The following is a 15,359-nucleotide window of genomic DNA, read 5'->3' on the forward strand; positions in this document are numbered from 1 at the left end:
CTTTTTTGATGGTAAGGAGCCGTTCATGCAGCTTGATGACACGCAGTTTCCATTGGTGTTTCTAAGAGAACACAGCACGCCGCAAACGCCGCAACAAGCGCAGGATCAACTGGAGGCCTTGTTGAGTCGAGGCCAACGCTTTGTCTTGCTGACTGACAGGCTGGGCGGGGAGAAACATGCCCATGAAGAAAGCCACGAAGATCGCAAGCAACGTGCCTTGTTCTTCAAGCAGAACAAGCAGCGCTTGAAGGACTTGTGCGCTGGCATGGTGGTGATCAGCAAGGGGCGGGCCATTCCCGCTGCAGCACGTCTGGCGCAACAGACCTTGGGCCGGGTGCTGGGCCTGCAATTCAGTTTTGTTGTGGATGAGGGCGAAGCACGGCTTGAAGCCAGCCGTTTGCTGGCCCGCTAAATGGCAGGCGACGCGCTTGCCAGAGGCGCTATCAGCCCAAGTCATGAGCTGGGGGCGAGGGCGGCCGGCTGGAGGCGCCGGCCTGACACGGGAGGATATTCTGAATGCTGGCCTGGCGCTGCTGGCCGACTGCACGGCAGAGCCGGAGCTATGGCTGGGCATCTAGCCATGCTGGCGCGACTTGATTCTGATTGATCTGGTCAGTCACGAAAAAGCAGGAGTGTTTCCTGCCTTTTTATGCCGGGCCTTTTACTGTCGCGCCATGCAAGAACAACCGGGTCATGGCCTCGAATTCCTGATGCAGGGACAGCTCAGGCTGATTCAGCCAGCGCAGCATGGCTCCGAAATACAGATGATGAAACCAATGGGCCAATTGCTCGGGGTTTAGCGAGGAGTTCAACTCCCCCGAGTCTTGGGCCAAGGCCATCAATGCCTGCCAGGTTTGAGTGATGTCACTGTCCTTGCTGGCTGTGCCTGTATTCAGCAATTGATGGCGTAGATAGGCTTTTAGAAACTCAGGGTGCTGCGTGCACCAGTCTGCCGAGGCACGCAGTATGCACAAAGCCTGCGCCTGGAACGTAGGGCATTGAGCCACTTCATGTTGCAGATAAGTCAGATCCTGCTTTAGCTGCGCATCCACATGAAACGCCACCACCGCCTCTTTGCTGGGGAAGTGCTTGTACAAGGTGCGCTTGGCAATGTCGGCCCCGTCCGCAATCTGCTCCATGGTGACGGCCTCGTAGCCGTGCTCCTCGAACAGGGCTGCTGCTGTCTGGCGTATTTGCTCCAGCATCAACAAGCGTTTGCGTTCCCGGCGACCGGGATCGTGGTCTGTAGTCATGGTAGGCATTTAAAAGTATACGAATTGCATAAGTATACGACGTGCAATATTATGATGCCATTGATGCTATCGCCAACAAGGCCAGATCATGAAACTTGCGCTTGTGACTTACGGTACCGAGGGGGATGTACGTCCGCTTGCCACCTTGGCGGCGGGTTTGATGGCTTCGGGGCATGAGGTCTGCCTGCTGGCGGATGGTGGCACTTTAGGCTCTGCTCGAACCTTGGGTGTGCCATGTCTACCCCTGGCCGGTGATATACGGCAGGCCCTGATGCCTGGGCAGATTCTGTCCAGTGCGGTGCAGGAAAAGGGCGGTTTTCAGCAAACGGCCAAGGCGTTGGCGGCGATTGCCAATGCCAATACCCCGTCCTGGATGCAAACAGTGCTGGATGCCAGCGAGGGTTGTGATGCGATTATCGTTTCGGGTCTGGCTGCTTTTGTAGGGCTGTCCGTAGCAGAGCGTCGCGGCATTAAGGCCATTGGCACCGGGCTGATACCCATTACTCCCACCGCTGATTTTCCATCTCCCTTTCTGCCACCGAACAAGGTGCCGCGCTTCTTGAATAAACGTAGTCATGAATGGGTGAATGCACTGCTGTGGCGTGCGTTCAAGCGGGTCACCAATCAGGCACGGCGGCAGATCTGCGGGCTGCCCGCCCAGGACAAGGTCTGGTCCGATCATCCCATGTTGTACGGGGTCTCCCCCAGCTTGCTGGCTCCACCCAAAGACTGGCCCGCCAGTGCGCGGCTGTGTGGTCAATGGATCATGCCGACACAGGACTGGACAATGGATGCGGAACTGGAAGCCTTTCTGACAGTAGGGGAGGCACCGGTCTATATAGGCTTTGGCAGCATGGCCGGTTTTGATCGTGCGCGCTTTGTTGAAATGATGATTGAAGCCATGCAAGGTCGCCGTGTGGTGTTCAGCCCCGGTTGGAGTGGCATGCAAGAGGCGGTCTTGCCGGACAACTTCTTCAAGGTGGACGAGGTGCCGCATCAGCATTTATTCCCCCGCATGTCCGCTGTGATTCATCATGGCGGTTCGGGCACTACGCATTCAGCAGCCAGAGCGGGTGTGCCGTCCATTGTTTTGCCCTTTGCGGGCGATCAGTTTTTCTGGGCACACAGGCTGGCCTTGTTGGGTGTGGCGCCGGAGCCTTTATCCGGAAAACGGGTCAATAGTGCTCAGCTGAAAGCGGCTTTGGAGTTTGTTCAGCAAGACGCTGTGCGGGCCCGTGCTCAAGACATCGCGCGGGATATGGAGAAGGAAGATGGGGTGGAGGTGGCCATTGCGGCGATCGAAGCCTTGATGCGCTAGTCGGAGGCTGACGTGTTGGCAAAACAGAGAAGGGCCTGGATAAAGGGGCGGGTCTCTTGCATATCAAGTTGTTGAATTCCTTGTCTCAATGGATTCTTCTTCGATAGAGGGCAAGTGCCAACGTAAGTCAGCGCAGCTCAGGTTTGTCAGAAAAAGCTGGGTACAGCCCCGGCAAGTTTTAAATACTTGCCGGGGCTGTTATGCACCTACGTTGCGTACCAAACTAGGCCGCCAGAATCTCGTTAAATTCCAGCACATTCAAATCTGGGTCGCGGATAAAGCAGACCATGCGACGGCCATGGCCCATCATCACCGGACCTTCACTGACGCGAATATTCTCCCGTTCAAGCCAGCCCAGCAATTCGTCCATGCTGTCGATGATGAAGGCGGCATGGGTGTAGCCGGGCCGTTTCACAGGCGCATCCAGCAGCACATTACCTTCCTCTGCGGCCAGGCCGTTATAGATCAAGTGAATACGCATTCCGTTGGTGTGAACCAGGCCGCAGGCTTTGGCCTGGGGCGCAAACTCGTCGGGGTCGCGCAGAAAACCCAGCTTGGCATAAAAGGCTTCGGCAATGTCCAGGTCCGTTACCCGTATGCCTATATGGTCCAGTTCCAGTTTGTTGAAGTTCATGATGTGTTTGGCTCCAAGAGCGTCGTCAGGCTTGCAGGCCGGCGCGGGTTTTCTGAAAGGGGATAAAGCCGGGCAAGGCCTCGATCTGGCGCAGCCAGCTTTGAACGCGGGGATAGGCGGACAAATCTACATTGCCTTCGGGGGCGCGTTCTACATAGCTGTACAGTGCAATGTCCGCAATCGTGGGATCTTCGGTTCCGGCAATCCAGCGCTGGTCTTTCAGGCTGCGTTCCATAGTGGCCAAGGTGGCATGGGCGCGCGTAATTACTTCTTCGGGATTGAAGCTGGCACCAAACACGGTGACCAATCTAGCCGCACAGGCGCCGTAGGCAATCTTGCCCGCCGCCACGGACAGCCAGCGTTGTACTTGCGCTTCCTGGTACGGATCGCTGGGCAGCCAGTGCGAGGGGCCAATTTTGCGGGCGATATAGACCAGAATTGCCAGCGAGTCAGCAATGATCTGGCCATCGTCATCCAGTACAGGAATTTCCCCAAAGGCATTCAGGGCCAGAAATTCCGCCCGCTTGTGCGCCTTGGCCGCCATATCGACCTCGATCAACTCATGGGGCAAGCCGCTTAAAGACAGAAACAGGGCGGCGCGATGGGCGTGCCCGGACAGGGCGTAGTGATAGAGCTTCATGGCAGTTCACCAGTCATAAACAAGAGGTATTCATTCTGCTTTCTATGACAGTGCGAAACAATCACCTAAAATTGCACTTCATTATTGCGATTCTTGAGCATAGTCTTTGAGGGCGGAGCGCATGGACAGGCTGAAAACACTACGTACTTTTATTTGTGTGGCGGAGCAGGCCAGCTTTGCCGAGGCCGGGCGGCGCATGAATATGTCGCCCACCACGGTGTCGCGCACCATCGCGGCGTTGGAGACCAGCCTGGGCGTGCAATTGCTGATGCGCACTACGCGCAGCGTGCGGCTGACGGAAGAGGGCAGCCTGTTTCTGGAGCGCTGCCGGGCGGGGATCGCCCAGATCGATCAGGCCGTGGAAAGTGTGCAGGGGAGCCGTTCTGAACCCAGCGGCACCCTGACAGTCACGGCTCCCGTCATGTTCGGAAAAATGTATGTGATGCCGGTGGTGCTGGAGTTGTTGCGCCTGCATCCACAACTGCAAATCCGCCTGATTCTGCGCGACAGCCTGGTGCGATTGGTGGAGGAAGGGATAGATATTGCGGTCCGCATTGCCGACTTGCCGGACAGCTCCTTGCATGTGGTGCCGGTCGGAGAGGTTCGGCGTGTTTTCAGTGCCAGTCCCGACTATCTGGCGCGTAAAGGCAGACCGGCTTCATTGGCAGATTTGCGGTATCACGATTTGATTTGGGTCGAGGATGAAGGCGGGCCGCATCGCGGTTGGGGGCTGGATGAGGTGCGTCGTGCGGGTGGGGTGCCGCGTCTGTCTGTCAGCCATGTGGATGCGGCAATTGCTGCAGCGGTGGCGGGTCTGGGTGTGTTGCGTACCCTGTCTTATCAGGTGGCGGGCGAGATAGAGGCTGGGCGGCTGGAGCCATTGCTACGTGATGATGAAGCGCCAGCCTTGCCCGTGTCTTTACTGTTTGAAGGCGGGCGCAAACATCATCCCAATGTTCGCGTCTTTATCGAGGCTATCAAGCGTTATATGAAGCCCTTCTGATTTCGGGATGCCGGCTTTAGTCGGCTTGCAAGTCCAGCGTGCTATCCAGGTGTATGCGTTCAAAGTCTGAAATCAGCACCTGAATACGAATATTCCAACTGTCCAGGTGCGGCAGCTCGATATGATTCACTTCCCATTGATCATGCAGGGTCAGTTCCGCCGGAAAGGTAATGGACTCCACTCCGGCCTGCGGGTTGCTGAAAATCACCTCGACCTCTTGAGCCTTCAGGGGGCTGAAATCCGGCTCGTATAAAGAGACGGTCAGAATGGCTGGGTGCTGGGTGGTGGCCGGGATGTATAACAGATCCGCCATGCCTGCTTCGGTATGAATATGGCTGGAAACGCTGGGTGGGACTAGCTGGGCCAAGGCGCGTGGAGGCGGGGTAAAGCGCCACAAAGCGGCCACGGCCAGGATCAGCACTACCAGCACATACTCCAGACGAACCACACGTCGCAGAGCTTGCCGAGCATCGCTACGCTGTTGCAAGACGGATTGAGTCAGGCGATAGCGGTTGTAGGCGCCCAGGCCCAGCAGAAGCAGGACCAGAATCAGCTTGGCACTGAGCACTTGCCCATATCGGCTTTCCCATAGCGAGGCGAGCTGATCGAATTGCACGTAGATCAGCGCGGCTCCGCTCAGAATCAGAACCAGCAGGACGGCGGGAATCCAGTGTGAGAACAGCGTCAGCAGGCGGGATTCCTGAGCATGTTGAAGCGCGTAGGCCAAAGGCAGCAAAGAACCAATCCACAGTGTCACCGCCACGACATGTAGCCAGACACTGGGGCGGGACAACCAGGCGGGATCTGCGGTGCTGGCATGGCCACTGGAAGCTAAGGAAGTTCCCAAAAGAATCAGCGCCAAAGCAGCCAGCCATTTCTGGTTAGTGACGTTTTTTGCTTTCCAGGAGAGGGCGGCACAGGCCAGGGCGACCCAGCCCAGCAGCACTGCCAAGCCCATCGAGGTGGATGCAGCAGTTTTCCAGGCTGCTGTACTTAACAAGGCGGACAAGGGCAAGTCCAGCGCATCGACACCGACCAGGCCCAGGTTCAGCAATAAGGCGACGGCACCTAAAGCCAGCATGCCCGGTGCGATACGGCTTTGCTGGCTTGATGCGTCGTTTGATTCTGGAATCAGGGCGCGGTAGATCACCCAGCCTATCCCCGTAAACAGACCCAGATAGCCCAGGAGTCGGGCCAGCCAGATCAGGCTGTTTCTGACGGGATTGCTGCTGGCATCTTCCACCAGATTGGTGCTGGGCGATCCAACTGAAAACGTCAGCGTCCCGCCCACGGGATGGCCATCAGCTGAAATCACCCGCCAGCTCAAACCATAAGTGCCTTCTGCGTCCATGGGGGGCAAGGCCAATTCCAGTCCATGGTCTTGGGTCAGTACATCCCCCAGCTCTTCGGAGGAGCCGTCGGGACGAATCAACTTCACCAGCAAGGGGGATACGGACTCGTTGAAATTCAGGCTGGCTGTTTTGGGAGCCTGAGCCAGTACTGTGCCGCTATCGGGTTTGCTGGCTACCAAGGACGCATGGGCATAAAGGACGGGCGTCCAGGCCAGCAACAGCAGGGCAAGGAATAACACCGACAGTGGATGACAATAAGCCCGCCCACGCAGGGTCTGCGTTTGCATAAGATCTCCTTCAGGCTGATGCCCAAGGGCACCAGCCGCCTGGGTGTTTAAGGCTTGGGCAAGAGTTGCAGCGCAGGAGCGGGGGTGTCGGAATGGTCAGCCGCTTCCTTGGTGCCCGGAGCTGCTTGATCAATCCAGCGCTCCACGCCTTGTTCGCACTCCTGTACAACCGGGAAGTAGAGTGTGCTATTGGGCTGGAGTTCATCGGCCAGATAGCTGATGAACACGAACTCGTCATAGTGCTCGTCCTGCAAGGGGCCGCCAGCCCACACCACTTCCTGAACACCGGAACTGACCTTGGCACCCCAACGGGTGTAGGCCTGCTTGTAGTCACCTTTTACTGTTTCCAGGGTCCAGCCAGCTTTGGGTTGTGGTTTGACGCCGACCACGCCTTCAGGAATACGGACACGGATTTTGGTGGTGGCAGAGCCTTTGCAACCATGCGGTACGGACAGCACAGCCTTGTAGCTGCTGCCTACCGGGGCTTGCTTGGTTTGCAGGGAAATGTGTGCAACAGCGGAAGAGGCGAACAGCACAGCAGCCATGCCCAGAGTGGCACGGAAAGACGTAGAAGAAATCGACATTGAAAACCTCGGCTAGATAGAAAAAGAGAGACCGTCCAAGGACGGGGACATATCAAGCGAGGCGTAAGGGTGGGGCGCGTGAACCTAAAGGTGGGCCTTGTGCAGGTAGCGGGGGCCGGGTTTGATTGCTCTCGGCCAACAAAACTGGTCGATATGTAATCAGGCTGATCAGGACAGGCGCATCCAAGGTCGGCAACAAGGCGGGGGACGCCGCGATACCAAAGGGACAATCCTGCTGGTTTTGATGCGTATCGGAATCCGCCTGACCATCCTGGCCGACCAGATCAATCCAGAGTGTATTGGCTGGATTACCTGCGGTACAGAAGGTAATGACAAAGCCATTGTCCTGGGCTGAGCGGGTAGGCATGTAGCCCGCCGGGACGATGGCGCGACAGACGTAGGCCAGCAGAGCCAGGCAAAACAGAAGTTGCCAAACTCGGATTTCGCGGAAAACGAAACGGGGACCCAGGGCGCGCATGCGGAAAAGTATATTACAAAAGTGGTGGCTGACTGAGGAGGCGTTTGCCAGTTATCTGGCGCCAAATTTTAAGTGGATTTGGATTTAGAGTTTGCTGGTTTGCCGTTGATGTAAAAAGGGCGTCAAGTGGCCCCGATGTTCAGTCACGCATAAAAAAGCCGCGAACACAGCAGGCGGCTTTGGACAGGCAAGGCAACGCAGTGCTTAGGGAAAACCGGCGCATTGCTCTACAAATGCAGGCCGCGCGGCCAGGCGGTGGTAGTAGTCTTCGACTGCCTTGAGCAGCGGGCGATCAAACGGCGTATTCAGCCAGCGGTGAATGGACAGGCCCAGAATGATATCGGCCAGACTGAACTCCGGTCCGGCCGCATAGGCCTGGGTCTGCGCCAAGTGCTTTTCCAGAATCCCCATTACCTGCGTCCAGGCCGCCAAGGATGCCTGAACCTGTGAGGCGTCCTGATGCTTGGGCGACTGACGCACCAAACTCCAGAACGCATACGTCCAGGTCGGGTTCAGCTCGGACGCCTGCCAGTCCAGCCATTGATCCACTTTGGCTCGTTGCCAGGCATCTTGCGGATACAAGGCCGTTGGTGCCTGGCGGTTGGCCAGATAACGCACAATGGTATGGGACTCCCACAGCACGTGATCCCCATCCAGCAGGACGGGGATTTTGGCGTTGGGGTTCAACGCACGGAACTCGTCCGTGTTGACGTCCTTGAAACCGATGCCCCAATCCTGCCGCTCAAATTCCAGATTCAGCTCCGCGCAGGTCCACATGACTTTGCGCACATTGATGGAGGATTCTCTGCCAAGAATAGTCAGCATGATGGGGCTCTCAGGTGATATTTACTTGCTGGCGGGCAGCAGTTCGTCACGACGTTCGATAATGCGAGAGATCAGGCCATACTCAATGGCTTCCTCGGCACCCATCCATTTGTCGCGTTCGATATCGTCACGTACACGTTCGATAGGTTGGCCAGTCTCACGGGCAATCACCTGAGCGATACGTTCGCGCGCTTTCATGATTTCCTGGGCTTGAATGGCCATATCGCTGGCCTGACCACCGGCGCCACCGCTGGGTTGGTGAATCAGAAAACGGGTTTGAGGCAGGCACACGCGGCGCTCGCGGGCCGCACCCAGGAACAGGTGGGTGGCAGCACTGCCAACCCAACCGGTACCGACCATGGTGACGGGCGAGGAAATAAAACGCACCACATCATGGATGGCATCGCCCGATTCCAGGTGCCCACCGGGCGAGGACACGATCATGGTGATGGGGGCGGTGGATTCGGCATCCAGCGCCAGCAGCTTGCGCACGGTTTCCGAGGCGAGCTTATCCGTGATGGTGCCAAAGACCAGCACAGTGCGGGCGCGGAAGGCTTTTTCTTCCAGAAAGGCGCTGTCTTGAGGGCTGGTATCAGAGCGAGTTTCTTTTTCTTGGCCAAGCATGGGGAAAGACTCCAAGGGATAAGTATTCTGTCTGCTAAGGAAAATCGATTGCTCGACTATATCCCGGCTGATGGTCAACCGGGCTTTCACTTGGCAAATTTTGTGGTTTTTTTTGTCCGGGCCTGGGGCCGCAATAGGGCGCAACGCAAGCAGACAAAGCAAATGCAGGGCGGTCGGCCCTGCAAGCTCATCATAGTCTCATGCTTGTTGCGTGTTTTATCCAGGGAACAAGACCTTATAGTCCTGTCTCTTGGACCAGCATTACGGGAAGGGCTGATCTACACGCTGCCGCTGGGCCTGGAGACTTGCCACAGAACCCCGATACATCATTGGAAGCGCTTCTCTCCACAGTGACACGACGCTCCCTGTCACTAAAAAAGATACCTGTCGCTACAGGCGCTTGATGCTAAAACGGGACTGCACCAGATCAGCCCGCCAAGGTCGAAGAAGTCCCTGCTTAAAAACGCTTTTCCAGCTTCAGCGCGACTTCGGTTTGCTTGTATTTGAAAGCCCAGTCGATATTGCTGTTGTTGAAGGTGTGCTTCACATACAGATTGGGTGTAATGCCTTGGAACGCAAAGCGTGGCATGCCCACGTTCAGGATATAAATCTGTTGCCGGTCCTTGCGCAGTCCACCCAAAAACAAGTCCTCGGCATCGTGTCGAGTCTGCCGGTACAGTGCCGTGGCGTTGATGTTGAAACCCGCATCAAAGGCCCTGTAAATTCCCAGGTTTGCCATATAGCTGCGGCTTTGCGCGGTTTGTTGAGACTGCAGATTACGGGTGTAATTCAGGCCCCCGTAGACCACGGTTTTGGCATCAATCAGATACGAGCCGTACAAGCCTATCTGGTTCTCTTTGACGCCTTCAAAGTACTGCCGTAAATCGCCTTTGTAGGACAGACTCTTGTGCTGAGCATTCACGCCTACTTGCAGCCTGTCGCTAAGATTATGCTTCCAGTCCACGCGCCCGCCCCAGGACTGATAGCTGGTGCGACGGTTGGTGTAATTGTTCTCGAACAAGGGCGTAATCGACAGATCGTTTTTAGCATCCTGGTAGTTGTAGCCCGCGTAAATAATGCTGGTGTTGTCGCTGTAATAAATGTCCTTGGGCTCGGCTTCCTTATGCTTGTCGTACAGATTGCCGTAGCTCAGACCGCGCAGAAGCAGATTGTGGTTGCCGCTTAGCTGGAAGCGCCGGTTCAAGGTCAGGTCGTAGACCATGGCCGTGGATTTGACCGGGTCTGGCATCTTGCGCACTGACGGAAAGCACCCAAAGAAATAGCAGGTAAAGAAGGTGTCTTCCTGGCCGTTTTCCTTGTTGATATTGCTGTTGTAGCCCAGGCCAATCGAGGCTGAACCATGCCAGGCATTGCGGTCCTGCAAAGCACCCTGGAAGCCTTCGATCACGGGCCGTACTTCTTCTGGAATACCGGCAGAGGAAATCTGGCTGAACAGCTCCTTGGCTTCGCTGGATTGATAGTCCTCGAACAGCAGGCGGGCCAGTTCCAGCTTGGCGCGCATCATATTGGGATCGCTTTCCTGAGCCTGGCGCAGCTTGCTGATAGCCAAGCTGTGATTGTCCTTGCTACGGGCCACCATCCCTTGAGCCATCAACACCAGGGCAGGGTTGTGGCCGGGCAGCTCCTGATACTTTTCTACAAACTGATCCACCTTGGCCCACTGTTGCAGATTGATGGCGACATAAATGGCCGGTTCCAGATCGGTCAGCGTGGCATCGACGCTATAGGTTGTGCCGTTGATGGTGATCAGGGCTGATGGGTCCACATCAGGCGGGGTTTCTTCCACTAAATGGGAGCGTTCGCGTTCGTTCAGATTGCGGTCGATTTGATTCAGAAGTCGGCGCGTATCGTCGTCGTTGGCTTGCACCGCGCTGGATGCCATGGCCAGCAGCAGGCACAAAAGGGGAAGGGCTCGCCCATGCATGAATGAAAACCTTGCAAGAAAAAGGGGAGATGGACGCAGGGTCCGGAGAGAAAGGGGATCGAGCTTGTCGATCCCTCTTTTCTTATGGCAACACTAGAGTGTTGTCAGCTACCCGTTATTAGCGGGCACCGCCGAAGGCCATGTCTTTGGCACCGTTGGCTGGGTTGTAGTAAATACCTGCCAAGGCTTCTGCTTGGGAACCGTAGAATTGGCCTCGAATTTTCGAGGAGTCACTAAAGTCTTGTGCAAATTGGCCATTGGAAGCAATGGAGGTGCCGTTGAAGTTCACACCACCGACAGAGCCAGCCAATGTACCGCTACCGCCGCCGTAGTTAGCTGTCAAAACGCCGCTAAATACACCACCTTGAGTGCCTGGATTGTATTTACGTACAGCTACAACGTTGTATTCAGCATTGACCAGAGCAGGCATGGCAGTGGTTGGGTTTTCGCCTGTGTAGAACACTGTGCGGTCTGCGCTGTTCATGTTCAAGTTGGTGCTGCTGCCTTGGCTAGGGTTGGCGACGCGCGGAGCCCATTCACCAAAATACACTTCTTGACCAGAAACTTTTGCCACGACCTCACCGCCGAAGTGTGGGTAGCCAGTCAGGGGGTCGTTCATTTGACGATAAGCGTAGATTTGAGTGCCGGCACCAGTACCGCTGCTAATCGTGTGACGCCAAGTTTCAGAGATTTTCGTGCCAGCAGGCATTTCAATGTAACCATGGCCGTCTGCATTGCTTAACACCTGGTTTGTTTGCCAAATGGGACCGCTCTTGAAGCTGACCACACCCGACTGATCGGCTGGGTTCGCAGTGTAAGGACCGGTGCCGGGCATGGAGATGCCTGCTTCGCCGATAGCCATCATCGTGGAGGGTTTGTCAGCAACGACAAAACCTTTGGAAGCGCCACCTGCAACGGGGGCGGCGAAGCTGCTGGCGGAGGCCAGCAGGAAAGCCGAAACAATAGCCAGTTTTTGTACATTCAGACTTGCTTTCATTACGAACTCCATTAAGTGAAGAAAAAGGGCGTTTTTACGAAAACGACCAAAAAAACTGATTAACTTAAAAACGTGCTGTCATACCGACGCGCACTGTTCGCCCAGGGGCCGGAATAGAGGTGCGGGCCATGGGATCCAGGTAGTACTGATTGGTGAGATTGCTGATCGCCACGTCTACATTCAGGTTCTTCTGCACCTGATAGCTGGCGTAGGCATCAAAGACCAGGATCGGGTTCCAGTAGTTGGCTCGGTTATAGGCCCAGCCCATAGCTCCAAAGGCACCCTCGTCTTTGTTCTTGGCGGCACTGTGATAAACGGCGCGTGCACCCAGCAATAGCTTCTTTTCCAGGAGACGAGCACCTACATCCAGATTCAGTGAGTACTGGGGTTGCAGACTGGTTCTGGCAAAGGTGCGAGGGAAGCCACCATCTACGCAGCCAGGGACGTTGCGACCACCTGACGCTCCAGGAATGGGATTAAAAGTTTGTGCGTAGTCGTGGTCGCACAGTTGTTGTTTCAGGCGGTACGTGCCACCAAAGTTGGCAAAGTATTTGCCACTATCCACCCGAGCTTGCAGTTCAATGCCGGACATTTTTTTCTCGGCAAATTGCACGACATTGAAGTCCCAATCCCGGTCTATATAGTCTTTGATGCGGTTATTGAAGTAGTTGATCCTGATGTCTGCGTAGTCCAGGCTGGGAAAGTAGCCGCTCAGGTTGTGGGCATAACCAATTTCCCAGTTGTAGGCATGCTCCGGGCTAACTGCGACACCTGTGGAGCTTTTGCTGCTGCCAGCCATTGCCATGGAGGACTCAAACAGGCTAGGGAAGCGGACAAACTCGTTGTACCGCGCATAGATACGGATATCGTCTGTGACGAAAGCAGTCAGCCCAATATGGGGAACCCAAGCGTGATCTTTTTGCTTTTTGGGCTCTTCCCATTTATTCGGTATTTCAGACTCATCTTGATAAACTGGCTTTCGGTTGGCATTCGATGCAATATATTTATCCACTGTGCCTTTTTGGCCCTGGGCATCGGTGACCTTCTCACTTGTATCGATTTCGCCATTCGTGAAGGGGTTGTTTGCAGTAAAGCCGGCATGTGATTGGCCAGATGGCACAAAAACTGATTCGTCTGTGTAGCGATACCCGTTGACCTTCCCTCGTTGCAGTTGGTCACCCATAAACTCCTCAGGGGTTAAGAGGGGGCCATCAACAAAACTGGGGTCAAAGTCATACCAGGTTTGCCAGTCTTCTTTGTATTTTTCATAGGCTGGCGTCAAGCTTTGAATAATCTTGTTCTCATACGCGTTTGCCTCTTGATCCGTCATCAAACGCTGTACTTGATAGTTGTAGCCCGTCAGAGCGGGCCTAATAGCCCAATCCTTATGTTGCTGGCTACGCATCTCGGCCAGCTTGTCGTCATACGACCAATAGTCGCTGTAACGAGCGCCAGCATTCACCTGCAACCAGTCGATCGGGCGCCAATCAAAATTAAAACCAAAGTTCCATTGTTGGCGGGTGCCCGAACGCGGCCCCATATGGTTTACGCCCCAGTTCAGTTCAGTCAGGTGCGTGAGGTTTTCCGAAGCGTCATGCTGTTTGAGTTTTTCGCGCGTAAAGTCCGCTTGCAAGCTCAAGTCCAGGGTGGAGTGCAAAGTCATTTCATTGCTCAGGTTCAAACCTGTGCGACGGTGATCGGTAATTTGCAAGGCGCGAGGCACAATGTTGAAACGACCATCCGCATTGGATTCTTTATCGGGTGGAGTCGTAGGGACGTTGGCACACATGGGTAGATCTCTGCCAAGGACGTGGCAATCCGTATAGTCATCCCACGCGTGATCCCGACCATTCCACCCGTCGCCTTGAGTGCCATAGATAACGTCACCGTTCTGATGGCGAGCACTGTCGCTTTGGGTAATCCAGGCGCCGGCTTTCAAGTTGATGAAACGGTTACCTTCGGGGTTCCAGGAGTAGTTCAGATTCCAGGTGTCTTGTTTGACCTTGCTATAGGGGTTCTCGTTTTGCAGAATCTTTTTCTCGCCCTGACCATCCAGCGCATGCACGGCCCAGACCACGTTCCAAGGCACACTCTCGCCAAAGGTATGGTTGCTGCGCATGTAGCTCATATCAATGGCTTGATCGTGAGGTAAGCGCAGCGTTCCCTTGAGCAGGGTGGTTTCCAGTTCGCTGGATGTGTTCAGGACCTCTTCACCGGGGCGGAAATATTTGGCGATGTAGCTGATGCTTGGGGATGAGAAGCCCGGCCTTTTATCGTTCTTGGCATCTTCCTGCCACGAGTCGTACTCGTATTTCTCGCTACCCTTTTTACCGCTGTAATAGTTGCCGCGACTGCGGTAGCTGTATGCGGCCAGCAGGTCAAAGTTCTCTTGTTTGGTTGCGATTGCCAGGCGATAGGAGTGGTCTTCGAAGTTGAAGTTCTTGCCGCCATTGCCTTCTTTAGGCATACGCTCTGGCGAAACGGATCCCGGCAGAATGACGCCGTTAGTACCACCTTTATCAAATACTGCGCCAGGGATGTCTCTATAGTCTTTACCGAACACTCCGAACGAACGCTCATTCGGCTTGGTCGAATTCGTCGCCGTTTCCGCCTTCAGCTCAATCCCGAAGGTCTCGCCCGGTTTGACAATATCCTCCACCTGCAGCGTGCGGATCTGCACCGATCCGCCAATCCCGCTGGCTCCCGACGTTGCCGACACGCCTTTTTCCACCAGAATGCTGCTGATCATATTGGGATCAACATAGTTGCGGTTGGCGACCCCGGCCGGTCCCAGCCAGACTGATGTTGCCTGTTCCGTGCCGTCAATCGTCAGTGGAATTCGGCCTTCACCCTGGATACCGCGAATGTTCGGGTCCAGCGCACCGCTATTGCGAGAGTCCCCCGCATACACACCGTTCAGGCCCTTGAACAAATCCCCCACGGAGCTGCCCTTGTACAGCTCGATCTCTTCCTTGCCGGCGTACACATTGGAGACGTCTTTCTCGAATACATCGGTTTTGCCGGCCTCATCGCGGGTTTCACGCACGACGGTAATGGTGTCCAGACGAGTGGCTCTGTCCGTGTCTTTCTGGCTCTCGTCCTGACGGGAGGAGGGGGGGGAGCTGCCCACGCTTTGGGCCTGTGTCTGCGCGGCCCAGGAGGCCAGAATCAAGGCATACACCAGCGGCTTGAGCGCGTGTTTTTTTGTGTAGGGTGAAAGGGTAGCGGACATAAAACGAACCAGGGCTCCGTGCGAAAAATAACAATCTGTCGTGGGGAAATACTTCCCGTTTAATGGCCAGGCTCACCACTTGTCTCAAAAGGTGAGGAAAGGCACGGGGATATTATTCACATTAATGAGAATAATTATCACTTAGATTGATATGCGGGACGGAGCAATTCCTATGCAGGATCGGAAA

The 15,359-nt window shown here is 55.4% G+C and carries 14 protein-coding genes; 3 read left to right on the forward strand and 11 right to left on the reverse strand.

All coding sequences use genetic code 11. The features are described from left to right. The first annotated feature begins 25 nt into the window (after positions 1 to 25). The gene (locus CPY64_RS06660) at positions 26 to 412 is read left to right on the forward strand and encodes a hypothetical protein (RefSeq protein ID WP_042479963.1); all 387 of its coding nucleotides are present in this window, start codon (positions 26 to 28) and stop codon (positions 410 to 412) included. Positions 413 to 647: 235 nt separating this feature from the next. Here the strand turns inward: CPY64_RS06660 and CPY64_RS06665 are convergent, their stop codons facing one another. Continuing rightward, positions 648 to 1,253: a TetR/AcrR family transcriptional regulator gene (locus CPY64_RS06665; RefSeq protein ID WP_042482040.1), complete on the reverse strand. Its 606-nt coding sequence runs from the start codon at positions 1,251 to 1,253 to the stop codon at positions 648 to 650. Between the two features lie 88 nt (positions 1,254 to 1,341). Between CPY64_RS06665 and CPY64_RS06670 the strand changes: the two genes are divergently transcribed. Next, a complete protein-coding gene (locus CPY64_RS06670; RefSeq protein ID WP_042479964.1) occupies positions 1,342 to 2,571 on the forward strand; it encodes a glycosyltransferase in 1,230 nt (409 codons plus the stop codon). A 223-nt stretch (positions 2,572 to 2,794) separates the two neighbouring features. Here CPY64_RS06670 and CPY64_RS06675 read toward each other — a convergent pair whose 3' ends face one another. Together CPY64_RS06675 and CPY64_RS06680 are read right to left on the reverse strand one after the other, a co-directional pair. Beyond that, positions 2,795 to 3,205, reverse strand: a complete 411-nt coding sequence (locus CPY64_RS06675; protein ID WP_042479965.1) for a VOC family protein — start codon at positions 3,203 to 3,205, stop codon at positions 2,795 to 2,797. A gap of 25 nt (positions 3,206 to 3,230) precedes the next feature. Beyond that, on the reverse strand, positions 3,231 to 3,845 hold the full coding sequence (locus CPY64_RS06680; RefSeq protein ID WP_042479966.1) for a glutathione S-transferase family protein: 615 nt from the start codon (positions 3,843 to 3,845) through the stop codon (positions 3,231 to 3,233). Between the two features lie 121 nt (positions 3,846 to 3,966). Between CPY64_RS06680 and CPY64_RS06685 the strand changes: the two genes are divergently transcribed. Next, a complete protein-coding gene (locus CPY64_RS06685) occupies positions 3,967 to 4,848 on the forward strand; it encodes a LysR family transcriptional regulator (RefSeq protein ID WP_042479967.1) in 882 nt (293 codons plus the stop codon). 16 nt (positions 4,849 to 4,864) lie between these two features. Here the strand turns inward: CPY64_RS06685 and CPY64_RS06690 are convergent, their stop codons facing one another. From CPY64_RS06690 to CPY64_RS06730, 8 genes are all read right to left on the reverse strand, one after another. Continuing rightward, complete coding sequence (locus CPY64_RS06690; RefSeq protein WP_042479968.1) at positions 4,865 to 6,487, reverse strand: copper resistance CopC/CopD family protein; 1,623 nt, start codon at positions 6,485 to 6,487, stop codon at positions 4,865 to 4,867. A 47-nt stretch (positions 6,488 to 6,534) separates the two neighbouring features. Continuing rightward, entirely contained in the window at positions 6,535 to 7,071 is a 537-nt protein-coding gene (locus CPY64_RS06695) for a YcnI family copper-binding membrane protein (RefSeq protein ID WP_042479969.1), read from the reverse strand. A gap of 52 nt (positions 7,072 to 7,123) precedes the next feature. Then, the gene (locus tag CPY64_RS06700) at positions 7,124 to 7,549 is read right to left on the reverse strand and encodes a DUF2946 family protein (RefSeq protein ID WP_042479972.1); all 426 of its coding nucleotides are present in this window, start codon (positions 7,547 to 7,549) and stop codon (positions 7,124 to 7,126) included. A gap of 204 nt (positions 7,550 to 7,753) precedes the next feature. Beyond that, positions 7,754 to 8,374 (reverse strand): glutathione S-transferase family protein, encoded by a 621-nt coding sequence (locus CPY64_RS06705; protein WP_042479975.1) that lies wholly within the window; start codon positions 8,372 to 8,374, stop codon positions 7,754 to 7,756. A gap of 21 nt (positions 8,375 to 8,395) precedes the next feature. Beyond that, positions 8,396 to 8,998, reverse strand: a complete 603-nt coding sequence (locus tag CPY64_RS06710) for an ATP-dependent Clp protease proteolytic subunit (RefSeq protein WP_042479978.1) — start codon at positions 8,996 to 8,998, stop codon at positions 8,396 to 8,398. A gap of 457 nt (positions 8,999 to 9,455) precedes the next feature. Continuing rightward, the gene (locus CPY64_RS06720; protein WP_042479982.1) at positions 9,456 to 10,943 is read right to left on the reverse strand and encodes a surface lipoprotein assembly modifier; all 1,488 of its coding nucleotides are present in this window, start codon (positions 10,941 to 10,943) and stop codon (positions 9,456 to 9,458) included. Between the two features lie 118 nt (positions 10,944 to 11,061). Continuing rightward, on the reverse strand, positions 11,062 to 11,940 hold the full coding sequence (locus tag CPY64_RS06725) for a Slam-dependent surface lipoprotein (protein WP_042479985.1): 879 nt from the start codon (positions 11,938 to 11,940) through the stop codon (positions 11,062 to 11,064). A 64-nt stretch (positions 11,941 to 12,004) separates the two neighbouring features. Beyond that, positions 12,005 to 15,172 carry a TonB-dependent receptor domain-containing protein gene (locus CPY64_RS06730; RefSeq protein WP_042479987.1) on the reverse strand — a complete coding sequence of 1,056 codons (3,168 nt, stop codon included), beginning with the start codon at positions 15,170 to 15,172 and terminating at the stop codon, positions 12,005 to 12,007. Positions 15,173 to 15,359: the final 187 nt, after the last annotated feature.

The sequence above is a fragment of the Alcaligenes faecalis genome, from assembly GCF_002443155.1.
GTDB lineage: Bacteria > Pseudomonadota > Gammaproteobacteria > Burkholderiales > Burkholderiaceae_B > Alcaligenes > Alcaligenes faecalis.

Bases quoted from the DNA above. Each gene is read 5' to 3' on its own strand.
- CPY64_RS06660 (WP_042479963.1), top strand. From the start codon at position 26: ATGCAGCTTGATGACACGCAGTTTCCATTGGTGTTTCTAAGAGAACAC.
- CPY64_RS06665 (WP_042482040.1), bottom strand. From the start codon at position 1,253: ATGACTACAGACCACGATCCCGGTCGCCGGGAACGCAAACGCTTGTTG.
- CPY64_RS06670 (WP_042479964.1), top strand. From the start codon at position 1,342: ATGAAACTTGCGCTTGTGACTTACGGTACCGAGGGGGATGTACGTCCG.
- CPY64_RS06675 (WP_042479965.1), bottom strand. From the start codon at position 3,205: ATGAACTTCAACAAACTGGAACTGGACCATATAGGCATACGGGTAACG.
- CPY64_RS06680 (WP_042479966.1), bottom strand. From the start codon at position 3,845: ATGAAGCTCTATCACTACGCCCTGTCCGGGCACGCCCATCGCGCCGCC.
- CPY64_RS06685 (WP_042479967.1), top strand. From the start codon at position 3,967: ATGGACAGGCTGAAAACACTACGTACTTTTATTTGTGTGGCGGAGCAG.
- CPY64_RS06690 (WP_042479968.1), bottom strand. From the start codon at position 6,487: ATGCAAACGCAGACCCTGCGTGGGCGGGCTTATTGTCATCCACTGTCG.
- CPY64_RS06695 (WP_042479969.1), bottom strand. From the start codon at position 7,071: ATGTCGATTTCTTCTACGTCTTTCCGTGCCACTCTGGGCATGGCTGCT.
- CPY64_RS06700 (WP_042479972.1), bottom strand. From the start codon at position 7,549: ATGCGCGCCCTGGGTCCCCGTTTCGTTTTCCGCGAAATCCGAGTTTGG.
- CPY64_RS06705 (WP_042479975.1), bottom strand. From the start codon at position 8,374: ATGCTGACTATTCTTGGCAGAGAATCCTCCATCAATGTGCGCAAAGTC.
- CPY64_RS06710 (WP_042479978.1), bottom strand. From the start codon at position 8,998: ATGCTTGGCCAAGAAAAAGAAACTCGCTCTGATACCAGCCCTCAAGAC.
- CPY64_RS06720 (WP_042479982.1), bottom strand. From the start codon at position 10,943: ATGCATGGGCGAGCCCTTCCCCTTTTGTGCCTGCTGCTGGCCATGGCA.
- CPY64_RS06725 (WP_042479985.1), bottom strand. From the start codon at position 11,940: ATGAAAGCAAGTCTGAATGTACAAAAACTGGCTATTGTTTCGGCTTTC.
- CPY64_RS06730 (WP_042479987.1), bottom strand. From the start codon at position 15,172: ATGTCCGCTACCCTTTCACCCTACACAAAAAAACACGCGCTCAAGCCG.